Origin of the sequence: Neptuniibacter marinus (genome assembly GCF_965223595.1) — a bacterium.
Classification (GTDB): domain Bacteria; phylum Pseudomonadota; class Gammaproteobacteria; order Pseudomonadales; family Balneatricaceae; genus Neptuniibacter; species Neptuniibacter marinus.
Genome location: NZ_OZ245004.1, coordinates 3,079,628 through 3,103,176, shown reverse-complemented (window position 1 = coordinate 3,103,176; position 23,549 = coordinate 3,079,628). Strand labels below are relative to the sequence as shown.

Annotated in this window: 24 protein-coding genes; 12 read left to right on the top strand and 12 right to left on the bottom strand. The window is 43.0% G+C overall.

The features are described 5' to 3' along the window. Positions 1–3: 3 nt before the first annotated feature. Genes pdxJ through ACOQOE_RS14570 form a run of 4 tightly spaced genes read left to right on the top strand, consistent with a single transcriptional unit; the run spans position 4 to position 2,789 of the window. Positions 4–777, top strand: coding sequence for a pyridoxine 5'-phosphate synthase (gene pdxJ, locus ACOQOE_RS14585; protein ID WP_420554341.1), 774 nt, complete (start codon positions 4–6; stop codon positions 775–777). Next, the gene (gene acpS / locus ACOQOE_RS14580; RefSeq protein ID WP_420554340.1) at positions 774–1,151 is read left to right on the top strand and encodes a holo-ACP synthase; all 378 of its coding nucleotides are present in this window, start codon (positions 774–776) and stop codon (positions 1,149–1,151) included. The genes pdxJ and acpS overlap by 4 nt, the downstream gene beginning before the upstream one ends. Before the next feature lie 25 nt (positions 1,152–1,176). Then, positions 1,177–1,917: an SDR family NAD(P)-dependent oxidoreductase gene (locus ACOQOE_RS14575; protein WP_420554339.1), complete on the top strand. Its 741-nt coding sequence runs from the start codon at positions 1,177–1,179 to the stop codon at positions 1,915–1,917. Positions 1,918–1,943: 26 nt separating this feature from the next. Beyond that, the gene (locus ACOQOE_RS14570; protein WP_420554338.1) at positions 1,944–2,789 is read left to right on the top strand and encodes an amidohydrolase family protein; all 846 of its coding nucleotides are present in this window, start codon (positions 1,944–1,946) and stop codon (positions 2,787–2,789) included. 69 nt (positions 2,790–2,858) lie between these two features. On the opposite strand, the gene ACOQOE_RS14565 is transcribed toward ACOQOE_RS14570, so the two are convergent. The 3 genes from ACOQOE_RS14565 to msrA all read right to left on the bottom strand — a co-directional run bounded on the left by ACOQOE_RS14565 (position 2,859) and on the right by msrA (position 5,816). After that, positions 2,859–4,034 (bottom strand): mandelate racemase/muconate lactonizing enzyme family protein, encoded by a 1,176-nt coding sequence (locus ACOQOE_RS14565; RefSeq protein WP_420554337.1) that lies wholly within the window; start codon positions 4,032–4,034, stop codon positions 2,859–2,861. A gap of 56 nt (positions 4,035–4,090) precedes the next feature. Next, positions 4,091–4,858 (bottom strand): class II aldolase/adducin family protein, encoded by a 768-nt coding sequence (locus ACOQOE_RS14560; protein WP_420554336.1) that lies wholly within the window; start codon positions 4,856–4,858, stop codon positions 4,091–4,093. A gap of 487 nt (positions 4,859–5,345) precedes the next feature. After that, positions 5,346–5,816, bottom strand: a complete 471-nt coding sequence (gene msrA, locus ACOQOE_RS14555) for a peptide-methionine (S)-S-oxide reductase MsrA (protein ID WP_067868988.1) — start codon at positions 5,814–5,816, stop codon at positions 5,346–5,348. Positions 5,817–6,084: 268 nt separating this feature from the next. On the opposite strand from msrA, the gene ACOQOE_RS14550 reads away from it, so the two are divergent. Next, complete coding sequence (locus tag ACOQOE_RS14550; RefSeq protein ID WP_420554335.1) at positions 6,085–6,714, top strand: TorF family putative porin; 630 nt, start codon at positions 6,085–6,087, stop codon at positions 6,712–6,714. Positions 6,715–6,837: 123 nt separating this feature from the next. On the opposite strand, the gene gatB is transcribed toward ACOQOE_RS14550, so the two are convergent. The 3 genes from gatB to gatC are packed head-to-tail and all read right to left on the bottom strand — an operon-like array spanning position 6,838 to position 10,102. Further along, positions 6,838–8,292, bottom strand: coding sequence for an Asp-tRNA(Asn)/Glu-tRNA(Gln) amidotransferase subunit GatB (gene gatB / locus ACOQOE_RS14545; protein WP_420554334.1), 1,455 nt, complete (start codon positions 8,290–8,292; stop codon positions 6,838–6,840). 13 nt (positions 8,293–8,305) lie between these two features. Further along, complete coding sequence (gene gatA, locus ACOQOE_RS14540) at positions 8,306–9,757, bottom strand: Asp-tRNA(Asn)/Glu-tRNA(Gln) amidotransferase subunit GatA (protein ID WP_067868978.1); 1,452 nt, start codon at positions 9,755–9,757, stop codon at positions 8,306–8,308. Between the two features lie 57 nt (positions 9,758–9,814). Further along, on the bottom strand, positions 9,815–10,102 hold the full coding sequence (gene gatC, locus ACOQOE_RS14535) for an Asp-tRNA(Asn)/Glu-tRNA(Gln) amidotransferase subunit GatC (RefSeq protein ID WP_067868975.1): 288 nt from the start codon (positions 10,100–10,102) through the stop codon (positions 9,815–9,817). A gap of 221 nt (positions 10,103–10,323) precedes the next feature. On the opposite strand from gatC, the gene ACOQOE_RS14530 reads away from it, so the two are divergent. The 7 genes from ACOQOE_RS14530 (at position 10,324) to ACOQOE_RS14500 (ending at position 19,618) form a co-directional block, all read left to right on the top strand. Beyond that, a complete protein-coding gene (locus ACOQOE_RS14530) occupies positions 10,324–11,361 on the top strand; it encodes a rod shape-determining protein (RefSeq protein ID WP_067868972.1) in 1,038 nt (345 codons plus the stop codon). 145 nt (positions 11,362–11,506) lie between these two features. Next, positions 11,507–12,316 carry a rod shape-determining protein MreC gene (gene mreC / locus ACOQOE_RS14525; RefSeq protein WP_067868968.1) on the top strand — a complete coding sequence of 270 codons (810 nt, stop codon included), beginning with the start codon at positions 11,507–11,509 and terminating at the stop codon, positions 12,314–12,316. Continuing rightward, positions 12,313–12,813 carry a rod shape-determining protein MreD gene (mreD, locus tag ACOQOE_RS14520; protein WP_067868965.1) on the top strand — a complete coding sequence of 167 codons (501 nt, stop codon included), beginning with the start codon at positions 12,313–12,315 and terminating at the stop codon, positions 12,811–12,813. Before mreC ends, mreD begins: the two co-directional genes overlap by 4 nt. Positions 12,814–12,830: 17 nt before the next feature. Then, entirely contained in the window at positions 12,831–13,406 is a 576-nt protein-coding gene (locus tag ACOQOE_RS14515; RefSeq protein ID WP_067868962.1) for a Maf family protein, read from the top strand. A gap of 19 nt (positions 13,407–13,425) precedes the next feature. After that, entirely contained in the window at positions 13,426–14,895 is a 1,470-nt protein-coding gene (gene rng, locus ACOQOE_RS14510) for a ribonuclease G (protein WP_420554333.1), read from the top strand. A 12-nt stretch (positions 14,896–14,907) separates the two neighbouring features. Continuing rightward, positions 14,908–18,807, top strand: a complete 3,900-nt coding sequence (locus ACOQOE_RS14505; protein ID WP_420554332.1) for a YhdP family protein — start codon at positions 14,908–14,910, stop codon at positions 18,805–18,807. After that, positions 18,800–19,618, top strand: a complete 819-nt coding sequence (locus ACOQOE_RS14500; protein WP_067868953.1) for a carbon-nitrogen hydrolase family protein — start codon at positions 18,800–18,802, stop codon at positions 19,616–19,618. Before ACOQOE_RS14505 ends, ACOQOE_RS14500 begins: the two co-directional genes overlap by 8 nt. On the opposite strand, the gene yjgA is transcribed toward ACOQOE_RS14500, so the two are convergent. From yjgA to hpf, 6 genes are all read right to left on the bottom strand, one after another. Beyond that, the gene (yjgA, locus tag ACOQOE_RS14495) at positions 19,615–20,139 is read right to left on the bottom strand and encodes a ribosome biogenesis factor YjgA (protein WP_067868950.1); all 525 of its coding nucleotides are present in this window, start codon (positions 20,137–20,139) and stop codon (positions 19,615–19,617) included. The genes ACOQOE_RS14500 and yjgA overlap by 4 nt on opposite strands. Before the next feature lie 8 nt (positions 20,140–20,147). Continuing rightward, positions 20,148–21,497 (bottom strand): magnesium transporter, encoded by a 1,350-nt coding sequence (gene mgtE / locus ACOQOE_RS14490; protein WP_420554331.1) that lies wholly within the window; start codon positions 21,495–21,497, stop codon positions 20,148–20,150. A 120-nt stretch (positions 21,498–21,617) separates the two neighbouring features. Continuing rightward, entirely contained in the window at positions 21,618–21,887 is a 270-nt protein-coding gene (locus ACOQOE_RS14485) for an HPr family phosphocarrier protein (protein ID WP_067868936.1), read from the bottom strand. A gap of 5 nt (positions 21,888–21,892) precedes the next feature. Further along, entirely contained in the window at positions 21,893–22,750 is an 858-nt protein-coding gene (rapZ, locus tag ACOQOE_RS14480; protein ID WP_067868932.1) for an RNase adapter RapZ, read from the bottom strand. Between the two features lie 8 nt (positions 22,751–22,758). Then, positions 22,759–23,217, bottom strand: coding sequence for a PTS IIA-like nitrogen regulatory protein PtsN (gene ptsN, locus ACOQOE_RS14475; protein ID WP_067868929.1), 459 nt, complete (start codon positions 23,215–23,217; stop codon positions 22,759–22,761). 21 nt (positions 23,218–23,238) lie between these two features. After that, the gene (hpf, locus tag ACOQOE_RS14470; RefSeq protein WP_067868926.1) at positions 23,239–23,529 is read right to left on the bottom strand and encodes a ribosome hibernation-promoting factor, HPF/YfiA family; all 291 of its coding nucleotides are present in this window, start codon (positions 23,527–23,529) and stop codon (positions 23,239–23,241) included. Between the last annotated feature and the right edge of the window lie 20 nt (positions 23,530–23,549).

Sequence of the window (23,549 nt, the reverse complement as noted above, 5' to 3'; positions counted from 1 at the left end):
AAGGTGATAGAGCCGTCCCGTCTTTTGTTAGGTGTAAATATTGATCATGTTGCAACGATTCGCCAAGCAAGAGGGACCCGTTATCCGGATACGGTTCAGGCCGCTGCATTAGCAGAAGAGGCCGGCGCTGATGGTATTACTATTCATCTTCGTGAAGATCGTCGCCATATTCAGGATCGCGATGTTTTTCTGTTAAAAGATACGCTACAGACACGGATGAATTTTGAAATGGCCGTGACTGATGAAATGATCGATATCGCAGAAAAAGTCCAGCCTGCCCATTGTTGTCTTGTGCCTGAAAAACGTGAAGAGCTGACGACTGAAGGTGGTTTGGACGTAGCGGGGCAGGAATCTCGAATTAAAGATGCCTGTCGTCGTTTAAGTGCGGCGGGTATCGAAGTGTCTTTATTTATCGACCCGGCTCCTGAGCAGATAGATGCGACAATCCGTTGTGGAGCACCGGTGATTGAATTACATACAGGTGCTTATGCTGATGCGGAACATTCGTTAGAACAGGCGGCGGAATTAAGACGAATTAAGGATGCGGCTGCTTATGCGTATCAAAAAGGCCTAATTGTAAATGCTGGGCATGGTTTGAACTACCATAATGTTGAGCAGATCGCCGAAATTCCAGAGATGAATGAGCTTAATATTGGGCATGGTATTATCGCTCGGGCTTTGTTTGTTGGCCTTAAAGACGCGGTGTTTGAGATGAAACAGCAGATGCTACAAACGCAAGCGCGTATTCAGCCATTAAGAGATGCGCTGAAAAAATGATCGTCGGTATTGGTACAGATATTCTTCAAATTAGCCGTTTGCGAAAAGCTTGGGTAAGAACACCCAAACTAGCAGAGAGAATTCTGACTTCTCACGAGCTTGATCTTTGTACCGAAGCCAACGACCCCGCTCTGTTTTTAGCTAAACGCTTTGCTGCAAAAGAAGCAGTGACAAAGGCGCTGGGTACTGGAATAGGGCGAGGAGTGAGTTGGAAGCATATCGAAATCACAAAAAATAGTTTGGGGCGCCCTTTAGTCGTTTTAACTTTAGGAGCAGCTGAACGAGCTGCCAGCTTAAATGCAGGAAATATTCAACTTAGTTACAGTGACGAAAAAGACTATATTGTTGCATTTGTTGTGGCGGAAAGTAGCTAACTTGACTGTATATAGGAATAGCTAAATGAGTAGAGTCTGTGTGATAACTGGCGGTTCTTTCGGTATTGGGCGAGCGGTTGTTAGTAAGTTTTTAGACCAAGGTTATTCTGTTGTGAATCTTGATTTGAAGCCAACTACTTTAGCCGAGGATCAGTCTGTTTATATCCAATGCGATGTTTCCGATCAGCAGCAAATAGATTGCGCTATTCAGCAGATTAAAGAGAGTATAGGCCGCATTGACGTGCTTGTGTCTAATGCTGGGATACATTTGTCTGCTTCCATTGAAAATACCTCAGATGCCGAGTTTGAGCGCGTAATGAGCATCAATGTGAAAGGTGCTTTTTATCTACTCAAAGCCGTATTGCCTATTATGAAAACGCAGCAATCAGGCTCAATTGTTTTGGTTGGTTCTGATCAGTCGCTAGTGGGTAAGAAAAACTCATTTGTTTATAACATGAGCAAAGCGGCTTTAGCTTCGATGGCGAAAACAACCGCATTGGATTATGCCGCTTATGGGATTAGAGCGAATATAGTGTGTCCAGGCACTATTGAGACTCCTTTATACCATCAGGCAATAGATCGCTATTGTGAGCGTATGGGAGCCAATAAAGCAGCTATCCATGCAGAAGAGGCAGGGCTTCAACCTTTAGGTAGAATCGGTCAACCAGAAGAGGTGGCATCATTAATCGCTTTTTTAGGGAGCGATGAGGCTAAGTTTATTACTGGTAGTGCTCAGGTTATTGATGGTGGTTATACCGCACAATAATATATTCATCAGGCTTAGTGTGTTTTATGAGTAGAGTGATAGATCCCCACATTCACCTTATCGATTTACAGCAGGGCGATTATGACTGGCTGCAGGCTGATCGTCAGCCTCAGTGGCCTTTTAAAGAAAAAATTAGACGTAGTTTTTTTGAATCAGATCTCGCTAGTCGACAAGTAATGGAGCTTGCCGGTTTTGTGCATATAGAGGCCGGTTTTGATAATGCATCACCTTGGCGTGAGTTGGAATGGCTAGAGCAGCATTGCCAGCTACCTTTTAAAAGCGTGGCCTTTGCTGATTTAACATCCAATCACTTCCCCGCCCAATTAGATCGATTAGCGCAATTCAAATCACTTGTAGGTATACGTCATATTCTTGATGAACATGCTGAAGCGATTTTAAATAATGAGCGTGTAGTTAAGCATTTATCCCTTATTTCTGAAAAAGGTCTGCTCTTTGAAGCTCAACTTCCATTAACTGATCGCTCTGCAGTTAAGCATTTAAATCAGGTTTTATGCTCTGTTCCTAAGCTTAAGGTTGTTATCAATCATTGTGGATCATCAGATCAACTATCAGAAAGTTGGATGGACTCGGTTACTCTATTAGCACGCCAGCCTAGATGCTATATCAAATGTTCAGGGTGGGAGATGCTGAATGTGGATTGGACGTCAGAAGCAATTGAGCCCCTGATAAGGTTTGTTATTCGACAATTTGATTTGAACCGAGTGATGCTGGCTAGTAATTTCCCTGTATCAGAACTTTCATGTAGCTATTCGGAACTATGGTCTCGGTATTTAGATGAGATGTCATGGGAAGATCTTGAAAAGGAGAAGCTTGTTTATGAAAATGCGAAACGTATATATGGATTTGATTGAGATCTATTTGTTTTAAAAAGGCTCATAAGAGAAACCCTATGAGCCTTTTTTCTATAGGAAATATATAGCCTATTTTATTTCCATTCTTGGTGAGCGCATAACAATTTCATCATTCAGTTCAATACCTATACCGGGGGCTTCAGATACTTGGAAGAAACCATCAACGGGTTGAGGGTCTTGAATACACAGCTCTCGGTTCCATTTCTTAATAGCATATGTGTGATGTTCATGAATTAAGAAGTTTGGAATGGCTGTTTCCAGATGTAACGAGGCAGCGGTTGCTACAGGGCCGCCGCATACATGGGCTTGGATACGGACATCATATACATCAGCATAGTCGCATACCTTTTTCGTTTCTGTAAACCCGCCGCATAGACCTATATCAGGTTGCAGTACATCTAAGCTTTGATCTTCTAAGTATGGGCGTACACCCCAGCGATTATAGAGACGCTCACCACCGGCAATAGGTACATTAACTTTATCAGCTACCCGTTTATGCAGTTCCGAATTAAGGTAATTAACCGGCTCTTCAAAATACATACAACGAGCTTCTTCAACGATCTCACCTAATTGAATTGCCGTGGATGCACCAGGAAGGCTATGGCATTCAAAAATAATATCGCCATCGTCTCCCATCACATCACGAATAGCCATAAGCCGCTCGCGGAACATTTTCATATCTTGATTGCTAAACAGTTTAGTACGATCAAAATGGGTTTCCCCTTTAGCATCGTACATGATCGGATCAACTTTCACCGCATCATAACCCTCAGCTAACGCTTTTTCTGCTGCTTTTGCGTAATCCTCTGGGTCGGTTAAACGTGCGAAATCTGCATCCCAATCAAACTGCAACTGGCTGGCATAAGTACGAAGCTTATCGTTAACTTTCCCACCTAGTAACTGGTAGACGGGCACGCCTAATGTCTTACCTTTAATATCCCAGAGTGCGGTATCTATTGCGCTCATAGCAGAATAAATAATAGGGCCACCACCTAAGCCCCAAAAACTACCGCGTAGCATTAAATTCCATAGGTCTTCTGTTTGAAATGGATCCCTACCAATGAGCATCTCTTCTGCAAACTCTTTGATCATATGTGCTGCAGCGCTATGACCAAGGTCATAGGCTAAACCAGCTTCACCTACGCCACTAATGCCTTCATCTGTATGAATGCGAATAAAAACGGGGTTCCATACGGGACGGTCTGGACAGTGGATATCAAAAATTTCTACGTGATTAATTTTCATTATTTAACCTTTTATAACAAATCTAGGGAGCTTGTTATCTGAATTATATAGCGATGTTAAGAGGCAAAAGTTGGGTCAAGTCTGTAGGCTTTACGCAACATGGCAGGCCAAGATTTTTGTCCGCCAGTTGAGCCTGAATGCACAACGTTAGCCTGTTTATATATACCTTCAACGATTTCAGGAGCAATAGGAATGGCCTCTGCACCTGTTGCTTGTATCATCAATTGGATTTCACAAGCACGCTGAAGATCATACATACGCATAAACGCATCACCGACAGTGGGGCCAAGAGTCAGTGCGCCGTGGTTAGGGAGTAATAAGTGGTTATGTGTTCCTATATCACTCTGTAAACGCCTTCTCTCTGCATGATCTACCGCAAGACCTTCATAACCATGATGGCCTAAAGAGGAGAGGGAAAAGCAAGCATATTGAGAAAGAGGAAGGAGTCCTTCTTTAAGTGTTGCTACTGCAATTGTTTCATTCGTGTGGAGATGAATTACGCAGTGAGCATCATCACGGGCCTCATGGACAGCGCTATGGATAGTAAAACCTGCAGGGTTTATATCAAAAGGGGTCTCATCCAGAATTTTACCATCTAAATCGACTTTAACGAGATTGGAAGCAGTAACCTCGTCAAAGCTCAGGCCGAAAGCGTTGACCAAATAGTGCCCAGTATTGGGCACTTTTGCAGAAATGTGGGTATAAATTAGATCTCCCCAGCCCAAATTTTCTACCAAACGGTAGCATGCTGCTAAATTTATCCGAGTTTCCCATTCTTCTGGAGATACAGTGTTTTTAAGGTCTAATGTAGGTGCTTCACACATGGTGCCCCCTAAAGGCTATTTATGCCGAGCTATTCAGTTTTTAAAATATTCAAAAAGGGAATTATACAGAGATTTTTGGAGGCATTGATGAGGAATAAAATTATTTATTTGGTAATAAGAACTATTTACATTTACTGGGTTTTTAATGATAATGGTTCTCATTGTTATTGTTCGAACGGAGGTAAGTGTGAACACGCGTACTTTTAAATCAAGAATAGAATTTCCGTTAATTGCGTTAGCCGGTGCGAGTTTACTTGGCTTAATGTTTCTAGTTGTTTTGAATTAAGTTCCATGCTTAGCATAAGGTAGCCTCTGTTGTGGTTGGTATGGATGATACTGGGTGTAGAGTAGTTAAAGCTCTGTTTTAGGGGTTTTCTCTACATTGTTTGAAGTGTGTTGTTCTGAAATAAGTACCTAAATTTTGGCGCTCCAGCGAGCGCCTTTATGGTATTGATAAGCCGATGGAAGATAGGTTAGAAGGGTGTTTTTAAATTCCACATCCACCCATGCCTCGTTTCTCTAAGTATTTTTGGTGGTATTCCTCTGCGGGCCAGAAAGTTTCAACAGGCACTATTTCTGTAACGATTTTTGAGGGTAATAAACCGCTATTATCAAGTTTCTCTTTGCTTAATTCCGCGAATGTTTTTTGCGCTTCATTATGATAAAAAATTGCGGAACGGTATTGTGTGCCAATATCGGGACCTTGGCGATTCAAGGTGGTTGGGTTATGTGCTGCCCAGAATGCATTTAATAGTTCTTCATAACTTGTTTCTTGTTTATCAAAGGTTACTTGAACTACCTCTGCATGGTTGGTATCTCCAGTACAGACATCTTGATAGCTTGGATTTGAGTTATGGCCACCCATATAGCCGACTGCTGTGCCGGTAACACCTGGGAGCTTTGAAAAGTGAAGTTCTATTCCCCAAAAGCAGCCCGCTGCAAATGTTGCAATATTCATATCCTATTTCCTTCGTTTATGGCTAAGCCGTTTTAATACTGTAATCTGTATGAGTTCTTTTAGTAACAAAAAGTTCACATTTGGTGCGATGCAACAAATGGTGTGTGCCTTTTTGGTGCGCCAGTAGCGTGTTTGATCTATTTGATTTGGTTTTATAGAGATTTACGTTAATTAACTTATTGATTTTAATGTAAATTATTTTATTGGCATGTGCTGTGCTTTATAGGGTGTAGTTTAAAGAATTTCATTTTATCCTAGGGGGAAATTAATGATGAAATCAACTACAAAAACCTTGATCGCTGCAAGTCTATTGTCTGCTTCTGTTATGGCTGAAGCAGGATTGTCTGCTAACATCGGTGCAATGAGTGATTACTACTTCCGTGGTACTGATCAGGGCGTGAGTGGCGCAAGCATGATGGGTGGCTTGGATTATGATGCAGGTAATGGTATCTCTGTAGGTACTTGGGCTGCTTCATTGAACAATGGCGAGCAAGAGATTGATGTTTACGGCGGTTATGCTGGTGAAGTAGAAGATTTCTCCTACTACGTTGGCTATGCTGGTTACCTATATACAGAAGATGGCGCTACTGATTTCCATGAAATCAACTTTAATGTTGGTTATGGTCCTGTAAGCTTAGAATATACTGTTGGTACTGAAGATACTTCTGGTGGTACGCCTGAGCTAGATTACACGTTCCTAGCCCTTACAGGTGAATATGAAGGTGCTTACCTTACATACGGTTCATTTGGCGATGATTACGATGGCGACTATTGGGAAATCGGTTACGGTACTACTTATGAAGGTCTAGATATGGGTGTTGCTTATATCGATCCTGATAGCACAATCGGTAGCAAAGACACTATCAATTTCTACATTAGCAAAACTTTCGACTTCTAAGTTTTGCTCCTTGTTTGATTTTACATACTAGTATTAAGCCCGTCATTTGACGGGCTTTTTTTATGTGATTTTTAACGCTAAAAAAACCGCGATAAGCGCGGTTTTTTTGTGATGGTTAAAGTGTTAGCTTACCAGTGCGTCGAGCTTCTGCTTAAGAATACCTTGGACTTGACCTGGGTTTGCTTTGCCTTGAGACGCTTTCATGACTTGCCCCATAAAGAAGCCTATCATCTTGCCGCGTTTATCAGGTTCAGCGTTAACGTATTGCTCCACTTGTGGCGAATTGTTGGCGATGACTTCATCGACAATCTGTTCGATGGCGCCGCTGTCGGTAACTTGTTTTAAGCCTTTGGATTCGATGATCTCATCAGCGTTACCGCCTTCAGACCACATCACTTCAAATACTTGTTTAGCTATTTTTCCTGAAATAGTGTCGTCTTTAATACGTAGTAGTAATCCACCTAGCTGCTCTGCGTTAACTGGGCTGTTGGTGATATCCAGATCATGCTGATTAAGTAGTTTAGATAGTTCACCCATCACCCAGTTAGCTGCAAGCTTCGCATCCTTAGCTGTTTCAACGATAATCTCGAAGTACGTTGCCATATTATGATCGGCAGACAGTACCATTGCATCGTATTCGCTGAGTTTGTATTCCTCAATAAAGCGAGCTTTTCGCGCATCAGGTAACTCAGGTAATGTGTTGCGTATGTTCTCGATGTACTCATCATCAATGACGATTGGCAAAAGGTCAGGGCAGGGGAAGTATCTGTAATCGTTAGCTTCCTCTTTTGAGCGCATCGAGCGGGTTTCATTTTTGTCTGCATCGTACAGGCGTGTTGCTTGTATTACGCGGCCACCATCTTCAATAAGGTCTATTTGACGTTCGATCTCACCCACAATGGCTTTTTCAATAAAGCGGAATGAGTTGATGTTTTTTGTCTCAGTACGTGTACCGTATTCTTCTTGGCCTTTAGGACGAACGGAAACGTTACAGTCGCAACGGAATGAACCTTCAGACATGTTGCCATCACAGATGCCGAGACTAGTGACCAGAGAGTGAATTTTGCGTACATAAGCTACCGCTTCTTCAGCGCTGCGCATGTCAGGTTCAGATACAATCTCAAGTAGTGGTGTGCCGGCGCGGTTGAGGTCTATGCCTGTCATGCCTGGGAACTCATCATGTAGAGATTTACCTGCATCTTCCTCTAAGTGGGCGCGTGTTACGCCAATACGCTTTGTTGTGCCATCTTCTAACGTGATATCAATATGGCCAATACCAACAATAGGGTGAAAAAGTTGGCTGGTTTGATAGCCTTTTGGTAGGTCTGGATAAAAGTAGTTTTTACGATCAAAGACAGATTTTCGTCCAATCTCGGCATCAACGGCGAGGCCAAACTTTACGGCCATTCTTAATGCTTCTTCATTAAATACAGGGAGTGTGCCAGGTAGCGCTAGGTCTACTGCGCACGCTTGTGTATTAGGTTCGGCGCCAAACGCTGTGCTGGCACCGGAAAAAATTTTGGATTTTGTAGCTAGTTGGGCGTGAATCTCTAGCCCGATTACTGCTTCCCATTCCATGATAATTAACCCCTCAGATGCCTTGTGGTGACTGTTTATGCCAATCAGTTGCTAGTTGGAACTGGTGAGCAACATTTAATAGTTTTTGTTCGGCAAAGTAGTCGCCAATAATTTGTAACCCAGTGGGTAGACCATCAATGGTGCCGCACGGGATAGACATGCCCGGAAGGCCTGCTAGGTTGAGAGAGAGGGTGAAAATATCTTCCATGTACATTGCGACAGGATCAGATGATTTTTCGCCTATCTTAAAGGCCGGGTGAGGTGTTGTTGGGCCCATAATGACATCGACTTCACTTAGCACCTTGCTGAAATCATCCCGAATAAGGCGGCGAATCTGCTGGGCTTTATTGTAATACGCATCATAAAAGCCTTCAGATAGGGCGTAAGCGCCCACCAATATTCTGCGTTTTACTTCAGGGCCAAAGCCTTCGCCTCGTGATCGCTTATATAAGTCTTCCAAATCCGTAGGGTTTTCGCAGCGATAGCCGTAACGTACACCGTCAAAGCGAGATAGGTTTGAGGAGGCTTCTGCTGGCGCAATAATATAATAAGCGGGAATAGAGAGTGCTGTATTAGGTAGGCTAACCTCTTTAACGGTTGCGCCTAGTGTTTCAAACTCTTTGATGGCCGCTTGAGTCTGTGCTGCAATATCTGCGTTGATATCGCCGCTGAAGAACTCTTTAGGCAGGCCGATACGCAGGCCCTCAAGTGGTTTGTTGAGTTCTGCTGTGTAATCGGGTACGTCACGATCTGCTGACGTGGAATCGCGCTGATCAAACCCTGCCATCACATTTAACATGATGGCTGCATCTTCAGCCGTTTTGGTCATTGGGCCGCCTTGGTCCAATGAGGATGCAAAGGCGATCATGCCGTAACGTGAAACGCGGCCATAGGTTGGCTTTAGGCCTGTAATGCCACATAGAGCTGCTGGTTGGCGAATGGAACCACCAGTGTCTGAGCCAGTCGCTGCGGGTGTTAGTTGGGCCGATACTGCTGCTGCCGATCCGCCGGATGAGCCACCAGGTACATAATCAGTATTCCATGGATTGCTGCATGGGCCATAAAAGCTACTTTCATTGGATGAGCCCATGGCGAACTCATCCATATTTGTTTTACCTAAAGTTACGGCACCCGCTTGGTTAAACTTATCGACGATTGTTGCGTTATAAGGTGAAACAAAGTTATCAAGCATTTTTGATGCGCAACTGGTACGAACGCCTTGAGTGCAAAAGATATCTTTGTGGGCGATAGGTAAGCCAGTAAAGGTGCCAGCATTGCCTGCCGCAATGGCGGCATCTGCCTTAGCGGCTTGTTCTAGTGCAAGTTCATCTGTAACCGTGATAAAGCTATTGTATTTATCATCTTCAGCCTTGATGCGTGCAAGATAGGCTTGAGTCAGCTCAACGCTGCTGAATTGGCCGGTTTTTAGCCCTATTGCTAATTCGGCGAGTGTTTTGTCAAACATGGACTTCTTATCCTTTAAATGTATTCCTGATGGGTGAAGTGGTTGCTAATTACCGCTTTACTCAATCACTTTTGGAACGAGGAATAGGCCGTTTTCAACGGCGGGAGCGACTGATTGTAGAAGTTCACGCTGATTATCTTCGGTGACATTATCACTACGAAGACGTTGTGCTGCGTCAAGAGGATGAGCCATAGGTAACACATCCGTTGTATCAACGGCTTGCATCTGGTTAACCAGATCTAAAATATTTGACAAATTTTGCGCGTATTCAGGAGCGTCTTGTTCTTCAATTTGAAGTCGCGCCAGATGGGCGATTTTGTCCACATCAGTGCGGTCCAGAGACATAATCTACTCTCACTTTTTGAGGTGTTATCAATGAAAATAACAAAGGAAAAAAATAAAGGCATACGTTATCATATTGGTGCTGTATCCTGAAGGATAAATAAGTAAGTTATTTCGGTAGATTTGCTCATTTACGCCTTGCTCAAAACGCGTGCCATTGTTAGAGTTACGTGTTTTCAGGATATAGCGGCTATACCTGCAGGATTTCTTAGGACTCCCTTTACATGTTAAAGAAAATTCGTGGTCTTTTTTCCAGTGATTTGTCTATAGACCTAGGCACAGCAAATACACTGATTTATGTTCGTGACAAGGATATTGTTCTGGATGAGCCTTCTGTTGTTGCGATACGGCAGACGGGTAATCAGAAATCCGTCGCTGCGGTTGGTGCAGACGCGAAGCGAATGTTAGGCCGAACTCCTGGCTCTATTACAGCCATCCGTCCAATGAAAGATGGTGTTATTGCAGATTTTCATGTTACAGAGAAAATGCTGCAATATTTTATTAGTAAAGTTCATGATACCAACTTCCTTACACCTAGCCCGCGGGTGCTTGTATGCGTACCATGTAAATCTACACAAGTGGAACGTCGTGCTATTAAAGAATCGGCGATGGGTGCGGGTGCGCGCGAAGTTTATTTGATTGATGAGCCTATGGCTGCAGCTATTGGAGCCGGTTTGCCGGTGGATGAAGCGAGTGGCTCTATGGTGGTCGATATAGGTGGCGGTACCACTGAGATTGCAGTGATCTCGTTGAACGGGATTGTTTATGCAGATTCTGTCCGTTTGGGCGGAGACCGTTTTGATGAGTATATTGTTACTTATGTGCGCAGAAATTACGGCAGTTTAATTGGCGATTCAACGGCTGAACGCATTAAGCAAGAGATTGGTACAGCTTATCCATCTACAGAGATGCATGAGATTGATGTGCGTGGACGTAATCTCGCTGAAGGTATTCCTCGTAGTTTTACCTTGAATAGCAACGAAATATTAGAAGCCTTGCAAGAGCCTTTGTCTGCGATTGTTCAGGCAGTGAAAAGTGCCTTGGAACAGTGTCCTCCTGAATTGGCATCAGATATTGCTGAACGCGGTATTGTGTTAACGGGTGGTGGTGCCTTGTTGCGAAACATTGATCGTCTTATTAGTGAAGAAACTGGTTTGCCGGTGATTGTTGCAGAAGATCCTCTTACTTGTGTAGCGCGTGGGGGCGGTCGTGCATTAGAGATGCTTGATAAGCATGGTTTTGAGCTGGTAAGTCATGATTAACTTATGCCAGATGTCAGTGTTTTAGTTTTTATATCCCGCCTCCTATGTGCGAGAGCTCGCCAGGAGGTGGGTTATTAAATCGATATTTCGCGGACGGTCTTCTGGTCGCCGCTTCCTTCTCCTTATTATTATTGCTTTTGCGCTTATGGCTGCGGATCTCTATTCCGCAAAAGTAAGAGAAAGTCGCGCCTATCTCTCTCTCTTGTTGACTCCGTTACAATGGGTAATTGATGTACCTAGCCGGTTTGCTGGTGAGGTTTCAGACATTGTGGTTGATAGGAGTTTGCTGGTAAAAGAAAACGCCAAGCTTAAGTCTGAAGCTTTGTTGCTTGAACGTAAAGTTCAGCAAAATGATGCACTATGGTTTGAAAATAATAGATTGCGTGAGTTGCTTAAAGGTAGTCATCGAGTTGATGAAGAGGTTCAGCTTGTTGAGCTTATTGGTGTCAATCCAGACCCATTCCAGCATCAAGTGATTATTAATCGCGGTAGTGAAGATCATGTAGTGCTGGGCCAGCCAATTCTCGATGCAGGTGGTGTAATGGGTCAAGTCACTGAAATCTCTTACTATACTAGTCGAGTTATGCTGATCACTGATGCAAGGCATGCTTTACCCGTTGAGATTAATCGTAATGGATTTCGGACTATAGCTATAGGTAAAGGGGATCTCGATGAATTGGAATTGGACCATGTGCCCGATACCGCGGATATCCAAGAAAATGATTTAGTGATTACTTCGGGCCTCGGAGGACGCTTTCCTAGAGGTTACCCTGTGGCTATAGTTTCTAAAGTTATACGTGATCCGGGTCAACAGTTTGCTCGGGTACGCATTAAGCCAACAGCGCTACTGGATAAATCTCGACATCTGCTGTTGGTTAGTATGCCAGAGGTTCCCATTGTGTCAGCTGATACACAGCCAGAAGATCCAGTTACAGCCTCAGAGGAGGAGCGGTGAATTCTGGTGCTCCAGCTCCTAGCGGCGGTGGCGGATTGATTATATTAGCCACTTTTCTTGTGGGTTTGATGCTCAGTCAAATTCCGTTACCTTATTACCTTGAATGGGCTCGTCCAGAATGGGTCGCTATGATATTGATCTATTGGGTGATGGCTCTTCCGCATCGCGTGGGAATGGGTGTCGCTTTTTTTCTAGGCCTTTTTCTTGATGTGATTAAGGGGAGTGTGCTTGGATTAAATGCTCTTTCGTTAACGATCATCGCCTTTTTGACACTGCTATTACACCAGCGTTTGCGGATGTTTCCAGTTGTGCAGCAAGCACTCATGGTTATGGTGTTAGTAGGTATCAATCAGTTATTATTTCATTGGATGCAGGCTTTCACTGGATATACGGGTGATAACCTGATTTTCCTCCTTCCTTGTCTTATTAGTGCTGTATTATGGCCATGGTTGTTTGTGGTTTTACGTGGCATTCGTCGTCTATTCCGGATTAAATAAATATTTGAGGCTTTAAAGTGAAACTAGTACTTGCTTCTGCTTCCCCAAGACGAAAAGAGTTGTTGGCGCAGATTGGTGTGCAGTTTGACGTTAGTCCTGTTGATATTTGTGAAGATGTTATACCTGATGAGCAACCTGTACCTTATGTAAAAAGAGTCGCATTAGCGAAAGCGCAGGCTGGACACGATAAGGTTGAGCAGCCGCGGGTTGTATTAGGTGCGGATACGACGGTTGTTTTAGAGGGTAAGATTATCGGTAAGCCGCAAAATAAAACGGATGCTGTTAATATATTGATGAGTCTATCGGGTAGGACTCATCAGGTTATCACTGCCGTTGCTGTAGTGTGTAGAGAACAAATCTATAGTTGTGTGGTCACAACTCATGTGAAATTTAGAACACTTTCTCGAGAAGAGTGTGATCGGTATTGGGAAACTGGGGAGCCAGCAGATAAAGCAGGCGCATATGGGGTTCAAGGTTTAGGTGCCGTATTTGTTGACAGTATTGAGGGTAGTTATTCCGCTGTTGTCGGTTTGCCTTTATCTGAAACGGCAGAATTGTTGAAGCTGGCAGACGTAGAAATCTGGCATACATAAAGATATTTAAGGAACAGTCATGGGCGAAGAGATTTTAATCAACTTCACACCAATGGAAACCCGAGTTGCTGTGATTGAAAACGGTATGCCTCAAGAGGTCTACATCGAACGAGTTCACCGCCGCGGTATCGTGGGCAATATTTATCAGGGGAAGGTGGTTAGAGTACTTCCTGGAATGCAGGCTGCCTTTGTTGATATTGGATTGGAGCGCGCTGCATTTATTCATGTTGAAGAAGTTTTAGCTCAGAATGTGACGCCCGAAAAAAAAAGTAATGCATCAATTGCGATGATGTTACGTGAAGGGCAAGCATTGATTGTGCAGGTTACTAAAGACCCTATTGGGACTAAAGGCGCACGATTAACAACTCACTTATCTTTGCCGTCTCGATATTTGGTTTGTATGCCAGGAAATGAGCATATAGGGATTTCTCAGCGTATTGAAGATGTCGAAGAGCGTGATCGGTTGCGCAGTATAGTTCAAACCTTATCAGAGACCGATGAGGCTGAAGAGCCGACAGGTTTTATTCTTCGTACTGTTGCTGAAGGCGCAGCTGAGGCAGAACTGGCTGAGGATATACAGTTTTTACGCCGTTTGTGGGATTCCATCAAAGTTAAAATCAAATCCGCAAAAGCCCCTAGCGTGATTTATGAGGACCTTCCTCTTAATATGCGAGCTTTGCGCGATATGGCTCACGGTGGTCTCGAAAAAATTCGTATCGACTCGCGAGAAACCTTTCAGAAGGCTCAGGACTTTGTTAATGCTCTCGTGCCGGAGGTTGCAGGTAAATTAGAATATTATCCGGGTGAACGGCCTATCTTTGATCTGTTCAATGTTGAAGAAGAGATTCAAAAAGCACTTGGTCGGAAAGTGGAACTTAAGTCAGGAGGGTACTTGATTTTTGATCAGACAGAAGCGATGACAACGGTTGATATTAATACCGGAGCTTTTGTTGGGCATAGAAACCTAGAAGAGACTATTTTCAAGACAAACTTGGAAGCGGCAACAGCAATTGGTCGTCAGCTGCGGTTACGTAATCTGGGTGGTATTATCATTATCGATTTTATTGATATGGAAGACTCAGATCACCAGCGCCAAGTTTTAAGAACCTTAGAGCGGGTTTTAGAGAAGGATCATGCAAAATGTAAGCTGACAGGTGTGTCAGATTTAGGACTTGTTGAAATGACACGTAAGCGGACTAGAGAAAGTCTTGAACAGGTTCTATGCGATGTGTGTATTGAGTGCCAAGGGCGGGGGTCAATTAAGACTCCAGAAACCGTTTGTTATGAGATTTTTCGTGAAATTTTAAGACAGCACCGAGCTTATGATACCGATAGCTATTTGGTTTTGGCCGCGCAAGCGGTTGTAGATTATCTGTTAGATGATGCTTCAAACCATGTGGCGGAGCTTGAATCATTTATTAGTAAAACCATTCGTTTTCAAGTTGAGCCTATGTATAACGCGGAAAGTTTTGATGTTGTTTTACGATAGTAGGTGTAGATAGTGAAACGTCATGCTCATTCGGTTATGTGGTTTATTTATTGGCTGCTGGCTTTTTTGTGCGCGCTTTTAGCTTGTGCAAGTATTGTATTAAAAGTATTGGTTGATGATCTAAGTCTTTACCGTCAAGACGTAGAAGCTTTTCTTTCTTCTCAGCTGAATGCAAAAGTTCATATAGCGGATCTGCAAGGTCGGTGGGATGGATGGCAACCTGTTGTTTCTATAGATGGTTTGTCAGTAGATAAGCTTGCAGATCAGCCGGAGTTATCTTTTGTGCTGTTACGTGGGGATGTGAAGTTTGATCCTGCAGCGTCAATTCGTGCTTTTACTCTTATATTTTCACAGCTTGATCTCAAGAGTATGACTTTGAGATATGACCTTTCTCAAGAGGTCGCTGTTGGAGAGCAAAATGCAGCGGGTAGTGAGAAAAATGATGGGACGGACCTTACTAAAATTGAACTGCCTCATTCTGGTTTTCTCGCTTTTTTATTACAGCAAAGCTCCATTAACATGAGCGATACCCGTATTGTAATGCAACCTAAGCATGGTGATGCGGTATCAGTCGCACCAATCCAACTTAGCCTTCAGCATGATGGTGTACTTCACCAGTTGAAAGTTGATGCTGATTTGGTTTCCACCTCAGGACAAGCAGCGCTTAAATTTCTTGCTGAAGTTGAAGGAAATCCCTCAAAAAAAGCGGTCAATTTTTATCTTAAGTTTGAGGGTGTAGATGAGCAACTGCTTAATCCTTGGCTTAAACTTGTCGATATTCAACTAGATAGTTTGAATGGGGCCCAAGAAGTATGGGGGCAGTCTTATCGTGGCCGCTTAACCTACCTCACCGGTAGAACATTAATTCAGGATTTTAAATACCAAGATTATGCTTTAGAGCAGTTTACTGTACAGACGGCATTAAATCGTCGAGATCGTGGCTATCAGTTACAAATTACTGACTTTCAAGTTGATAGTGAGAACAGTGGTATTGAGATACCCAAGATTAGTTTAGATTTTGAGCGCGAAGGCTACCTTGTTAAACCGCGGAGCTTAATGGTTGATAAAATAGAGCTGGCTTCTACATTTGATTTTTTACTTAAAAGGCCGTTTCTTCCTGAAGAGGTACAGTCTGCTTTTTCTGGTCTTTCTCCCGTTGGTACAGTTAAAAATATTTTGGTTTCTTGGCCCTCCTTTGCTAAGTTGCAAGATTTTGAACTAGCGGCTGACCTCGAGAATGTTGGTATTAATGCTTGGACTGATGTCCCTGAAATAAAAGGGATTAATGGCTTGTTGATGGTTAATCGAGCTGGAGGTGAGATTCACTTAGCAAGCAGTGACTTCTTAATGCATTATCCCACCTTGTTTGAGCAGGCGTGGGATTATAATGATGCAGAAGGAGTTATTGGTTGGCGCTTTGAAGACAAAGGAATAGTGGTTGCTTCCCAGCTTTTGAATTTAGCTAATGATAAGTTAACAGCGGCAGGACGCTTTAGTCTTTATCTTCCTTTTGATCGAGATGAGCAGCCTTTGCTTAATTTACAGATAGGTTTGCAAGGCGCTGATGGCTTACAGGCAAAGTATTATATTCCGCCTAAAGAGGTTGGACTTGAAACTTATGAGTGGCTAGTTAAAGCGATTCAACAAGGAGAGATTAAACGAGCTGGTTTCGTCTTAAATGGTGTTACCCGTGCCCGGTTGCCAGATTATCAGCTACCGACAGTTCAGTTGTTCTTTGATTTAGCTGATGCCTCCTTTGAATACCAGCCTGGCTGGCCTGCGATAAAACAAGCGGATGGTTTTATCTATTTCCGTAATGGTGAGCTGGTGGCTGAAGCTGCCGGTGGCAGTATTTATGATTCTGCTTTAAATTTTGCATGGATTCATCTACCTCAATCTTCAGACAAGTTATTTGTTGCAGGATCTGTCGACGGCGATGCTATAGATTTACAACGTCTATTAACTGAAAGTGATTTAAGAACAGAGATAGGCGATGATTTTAGTGATTGGGCCCTTTCCGGACCTATAAGTACTTTAGTTAATCTAAATTTACCTTTAGCAGGTAAATCTGAGCCGCAGGTTTTTGTGAAATCGGAGATTAAACAAGGTCGCTTCCAATCGGTAAAAGATAAGATCAGTTTCAGTAAAATAAATGGCGTTATTAATTATGATTATAGTATCGGCCTTTCGTCTGACGTATTAAAAGCGGAGCTATTTGAGCAGCCAGTTACCGCTAATATATCCTCACGTTTGATTTCGAATAAAGTTAACAAAACTGAAGTGAGTATTGATGGTAGTGTTAACTCTGACTATCTAGCAAATTGGCTTGAATCTGATTTCTTATCATTATTGCAGGGACCACTTAAATACAATGCTCGTTTGGATCTTTGCCCCGGCAAAGTTTGTAATCAATTGGTTATCAAGAGCGATTTAAAGGGAACGCAGATCAATGCATTTCCGCCATTAAGCAAAACTAAATCACAAACTATGCCGTTAACTGTGGTCAGTGACCTTGGTCTTACTTATGCGGATGATCGTAGTGTTGTACGTTTGAATTTAGCGAACCAGTTAAGAGGCGTGCTGATTGATAATGATAAAGGACTTGAGCGTGCTAGGTTTAGTTTAGGAGGAGCAAAGCCAGAGATACCGGAAGAGTCTGGTATTTGGGTTGATGGAGCTCTTGCTGATCTTGACTATGCTCAGCTCGATGGGTTTTTATCGGGTTTAGGCTTTAATGGGGTTGCGGGAAAAAGCGGGGCTCAGTCTAGTAATTTAGCGGGGAGTAAACTTAAGCAAGTAGAGCTATCGTTATCCCGCTTCAGTGCGGGAGGTTTTGATCTCAATAATCTTTCTTTCTCTTTGAAGCCTGAACCTTTAGGTTGGATGCTGCGCGCTCAAAGCAAGGAGCTTACAGGTGGATTGTGGTTGCCTAATAATGAAGGCAGTTCTTATAAAGTAGAGTTGGCAGAGCTAAGACTAAAACGTGATGAGTCGGATGTTGAAGTTGAAGATGAGGCCCTTCCTGAATCTGTTGATATAGATCCTGCATCGATCCCTTCGGTGGATTTTAATATCAAAAAGCTGTTTATTGGCAGCAAGCCATTAGGTAATTGGTCTTTTAAATTAAGACCTTATGAAAATGATATTCGACTTGAAGATATCCAAGCTGATATACATGGGGCCGAGGTGCGTGGAGGGCTGCGCTGGGTTACGGGCGATAACGAGGTTTCTGATCTTACGCTTAAACTCAATAGCAGTAATTTTAGTCAGGTGCTTAAGGCGCTTGATGTGAAAGCGATTGAGACAAAAAGTTTAGATGCCTATCTTCAGCTATCTTGGAATCATGCACCTTGGGCGTTTGATATAGCAGACGCAAATGGCGAATTACAATTTACAGCCAAGCAAGGGCGTATTTTGGATGTCGGCAAGTCGGGTAATATTTTACGTGTGTTCGGCATATTAAACCTTCAATCTTTGGGGCGTCGGTTAAGATTGGATTTTACCGATCTAGTTGAAAGTGGTGTTGCTTTTGATGAAATGAAAGCCAGCTATAAGATCAAGCAAGGCATAGCTCATACTTCGTCACCTTTTGTTATGACGGGACCTTCGGCCAATATGGTGATGCAAGGTAGTTTAAACTTAGTCAATGAAACAGTGGATAAAGATATAGAGGTGGCTTTGCCGGTAACGGGTAATATTCCATTAGTGAGTGTTTTGCTAGGGGCGCCTCAAGTTGCTGGTGCTGTATTTTTGTTTGATAAGCTTGTTGGCGACCCTTTAGCTAAGTTTACTACCGTAAAATACCATTTGTCCGGTGATTGGGGCGATCCTTCAATTGTGATTGATGATGGCAAAACGACTAAACCTGCAAATAAAAAAAATCCATCAGTAATGGATAATGATCATGGTTAAAGTAGCTGTAGCTCAGATGGTGTCGGGGGAGGTGTTAGCCGATAATTTGGCAACAGTCGCGCAGCTAGCTGAAGAAGCGGCGTCCGCATCAGCTAAACTTTTACTCCTTCCTGAAAATTTTGCGTTGTTAGATTCCAAAGCCCTTGTCTCTTTAGCGCGAGAGGAGGTGAGTAGTGGCAATATACAGAAGACAATTGCTAGCCTAGCAAAAAAACATAATTTGTGGATTATCGCAGGCAGCGTACCTCTATTATCGCGTTCGGGCGATAAGGTCTATGCCAGTTGTTTGGTGTTTAATGAGTTAGGGGTTCAAGTCGGTCGCTACGATAAAATACATCTCTTTGATGTAGATGTGGAGGATCGGCATAGTAGCTATCGCGAGTCTGATTTCATCGAAGCCGGAGATCAACTTGTTGTGGTTGATAGTCCGTTTGGAAAAATAGGGTTGTCTATCTGTTATGACCTTCGTTTCCCTGAGCATTATCAAAAACTGCGAGGCTTAGGTGCAGAGATACTTGTTGTACCCTCGGCATTTACCTATGTGACCGGTGAGGCGCACTGGGAGGTTTTGCTACGAGCCCGAGGGATTGAAACCCAATGTTATGTACTTGCAGCGAATCAAGGTGGTAAGCACTCAGAAACGCGCTCTAGCTGGGGGCATAGTATGATTGTTGATCCTTGGGGCGAAGTTTTAGCTTTGCGGGAACGTGCAGGAAAGGGGATTGTGCTAGCCGATATCAATTTGCCTATGCTGCATAAGCGACGAGAGGCGATGCCAGTTATGCAACATAGAAAAACGGCCGGTTTTTAAGCGCCAGCCACTTCACGTAGGTATTTAAAAAGCTTTCTGGCTGCTGCTGGTGGCTTTTGTAATTCTAACTCTTTTTTTGCGTTACGAATCAGTTGACGTAAATGCTGTACGTCGGCGCTTGGGTTTTCATTTATATACTCTTGAAGCGCACTATTGCCTTCAGTAATAAGGCGATCTCTCCAGCGTTCCAGTTTATGAAAAGTTTGAGTGTGTGCTTGTTGGCCTGCTTCATATAGGCCTAAATCATGTTCAATCTTATCGGTATCTTCTGTGCGCATTATTTTACCGATATATTGTAGATGCCTTTTCTGAGCACCATTTGACTTAATACGATGAAACTCTTCAATGGCTAGATGTAAGCGTTCATCTAACTTCATCTTTTCAAGTTGTTCTTTATTAAGCTTTGTCAGGCGTGCCCCTAATGCTTGCAGGGCATGCATTTGGCGTTTTGCTTCTGTTTTGCTTAACTCTTCATCTTGGTCGTTTAGATGAGAGGATGAAAATATTGCGTTATCGCTCATGAGTTTTCTCAGGCATAAAAAATGGTGGCTAAACCTAAAAAGGCAAAGAAGCCTACCACATCGGTTATGGTTGTTAACAGGACACTTCCGGCTAAGGCGGGATCTATGCTCATAGATTTCAACACTATAGGTAGTAAGGTGCCAGAGATAGCACCTACAACTAAATTAATGATAATTGCCAGAGCGATGATGATGCCGAGATTTATATCTTGGAACCATACTGTCGCGACTACAGCAATGACAGCAGCCCAAAGTAGGCCATTTAATATACCTACAATGACCTCTCTGTTAAGTAGCCATCGAGCATTTGATCGTTCTACATGCCCTAATGCTTGACCACGGATAACAAGCGTCAAGGTTTGTGAGCCAGCAATACCGCCCATGGAGGCAACAATGGGCATAAGTACGGCGAGGGCAACAACTTTGTCAATAGTCTGTTCAAATAAACCAATTACTGCTGAAGCGATAAATGCAGTGAGTAAATTGATACCTAGCCAAACTGCACGACGCCGTGTGGTTTTCATAACTGGGGCGAAGGTATCTTCATCTTCGTCTAAGCCTGCCATGCTCATTAATGAATGATCGGCATCTTCTCGGATAACATCGACCACATCATCAATCGTAATACGACCAACCAGTTTGCCATTGTCATCAACAACAGGGGCTGATACTAGATCATGTTCTTCGAACAAAGCCGCCACTTGGTCGTCGGGCATTTGGGCATTGATCGCTTTTATATCGGTGTTCATGATCTCTCGAATATTGATTGAGGGATCGGATACTAATAGTTTGGTTAAGGGTAGTAGGCCTATATATGAGTCTTTTCGGCTGACAACAATGAGGCTATCCGTCATTTCGGGGATTTCATCGTGGCGACGAATATAACGTAAGGTTGTTTCGACGCTAATATCTGGACGAATAGTTGTTGTATCTGTATTCATTAAGCCGCCGGCAGTATCCTCCGGATAAGAGAGCAGCTTTTCAACCCTAGACAGATTTTGTTTGTCCATGATGCGCAGGGTTTCTTTCATTACCCTATTAGGTAGCTGTTGTAGCACATCTACCATATCATCAGAATCAAGAGATTCGGTAAGTGCTAGTACCTCTTCAGTATTCATGCGACTTAAGATATCCGCTTGGATATCGTCGTTTAAATGCTGGAGTACTACGGCTTCTAAATCATGTGAGATTAAGTTCCAAAGGATCTGACGCTCTTTGGGAGGTGATTTCTCAATTAAGCGGGCAACTTCGGTTGGTCGCAAAGTCTTGTTTAAGGTGAAGCGAATTTGACGAAACTCACCACTATCTAAGGCATCGTTAAGCTTATCAAAATGTGATTTTGTTTCTTCAACGGCCATGGTTTTATCGCTTATGGACTTTGCTAGGTCTTCTTTTTTCAGTAGAAGAGTAAATAGAATGTAATCCTTTGATTATAACGGAAGCTGAAGGGATAAGCCTAAAAATTAATCGAGAGAGCCTTATTCTTCCTCATCGAATCTGTTATTGATCAGTTCTTCAATGGCGGATATTGCAGTCTCTTCGTCACTTCCTGTCACCTTAACGGTCAACGTTGTGCCTTTACTTGCTGCTAGCATCATTACAGACATAATACTCTTACCATCTACAGCGCGTCCGTCTTTCTCCATTAAAACTTCGGATGAAAAGCGTGATGTTACACCGATAAGCTTAGCGGCTGCTCGCGCATGTAAACCAAGTTTATTAATAATGAGTAGTTCTTTTTCTTGCATGATAGTTAGCTCAATTCACGATGACGAACATGGACATTATCCATATGTTGAGAGAAATGAGAAGCTAGACGTTCGCTAATATAAACAGATCGGTGTTGCCCACCTGTGCAGCCAACACCAATCGTAATATAACTACGGTTATTTTCTGAAAATCGGGGAAGCCAACGTTCAAGGAAGCTGGTTATATCTTCTATCATCTCTCGAACTTCCTGTGATTCCTCTAAGAAGTCCTGAACCGGTTTCTCTTGACCGGTATACTTACGTAGATCAGGAACCCAGTGAGGATTGGGTAGTGCGCGTACATCATAGACAAAGTCTACATCTAAGGGGACGCCATGTTTAAAACCAAACGATTCGAATTGGACCGATAATGTTTGGGCTTTGCGATTGGCAACCCGCAGTTTGACTGTATCTCGAAGTTCATACAGGGATAGGCGCGTAGTATCTATTCGAATATCGGCTAGGCTTGCGATAGGCTCTAAAAGCTTTAGCTCTGACTTAATTGATTGTTGTAGATTCTTATGGGTATCTGAAAGGGGGTGCTTACGTCGGGTTGAACTATAGCGTTTGAGGAGGGTTGCTTCCGATGAATCTAAAAAAATAACTTCATATTCAGCCCAATGATCTTGGCGAAGTTGATTTAAGATATCTGGAAATTTGGCTAAGTTACTGAGCAAATTACGCGCATCAATACTGACTGCTATCTGTTCAGGGTGACTAGGATCACTACTCATTTGTTGGACAAGGTCGGGTAGCAAAAGAGCTGGTAAATTGTCTATACAGTAAAAACCAATATCTTCTAAAGCTTGTAATGCTGTACTTTTTCCTGAGCCGGAACGACCACTAATCACAACAAGCTTCATTTTAACTCCTAGGCAGCACTCAATTCACATAATGTCTCATATAGAGAATGGCTGTCTTGGCTTTCCCTTAGTTTTGTTCTGGCTTCTTCTTGGCTAAAGAGCTCTGCAACTGAGGCTAGTGTAGCTAAGTGCTCAGATGTTGAGTCTTCAGGAACAATCAAAATAAATAGAAGGTCTACGGGTTTTCCATCAATAGCATCAAAATCTATAGGTGTGTCTAGTTTTACTAGATAGCCTTTAGCTTCAGTACATTCTGCCAGCCTGCAATGTGGAATGGCAATCCCGTCGCCTATTCCTGTGCTACCAAGCTTTTCGCGCGAATGAAGTCCATTAAAGACTGATGATGAGCTCATATCGGGATGTTGTTCCGATATTATTTCAGCAGCATTTTCCAGAATTCGCTTTTTACTACCACCCTCAAGGCCACAAAGGACGCTTGAGGGGGTTAATAGTTCATGAAGCAACATAATTTTTTGGGTACAGACCAGTTATTTGTGAGTTTTAGTTTTTTCTTTATGCTTAATGACTTGCCTATCTAGCTTGTCAGTAAGGCCGTCAATTGCAGCGTACATATCTTCGTGTTCATGTGTAGCAAAGAGCTGGGCACCTGCTAAGTGCATCTCCGCCTCAGCTTTCTGACGTTGCTTTTCTACGCTGAGTGTGACTTGCACATTGGTGATGTTATCAAAATGACGCTCAATTTTTTGTAGTTTCGAGAGCACGTAATTATTCATTGATTCAGTTAATTCTACATGGTGTCCAGTAATGTTGATCTGCATAGGTTTCTCCTATTTATTGC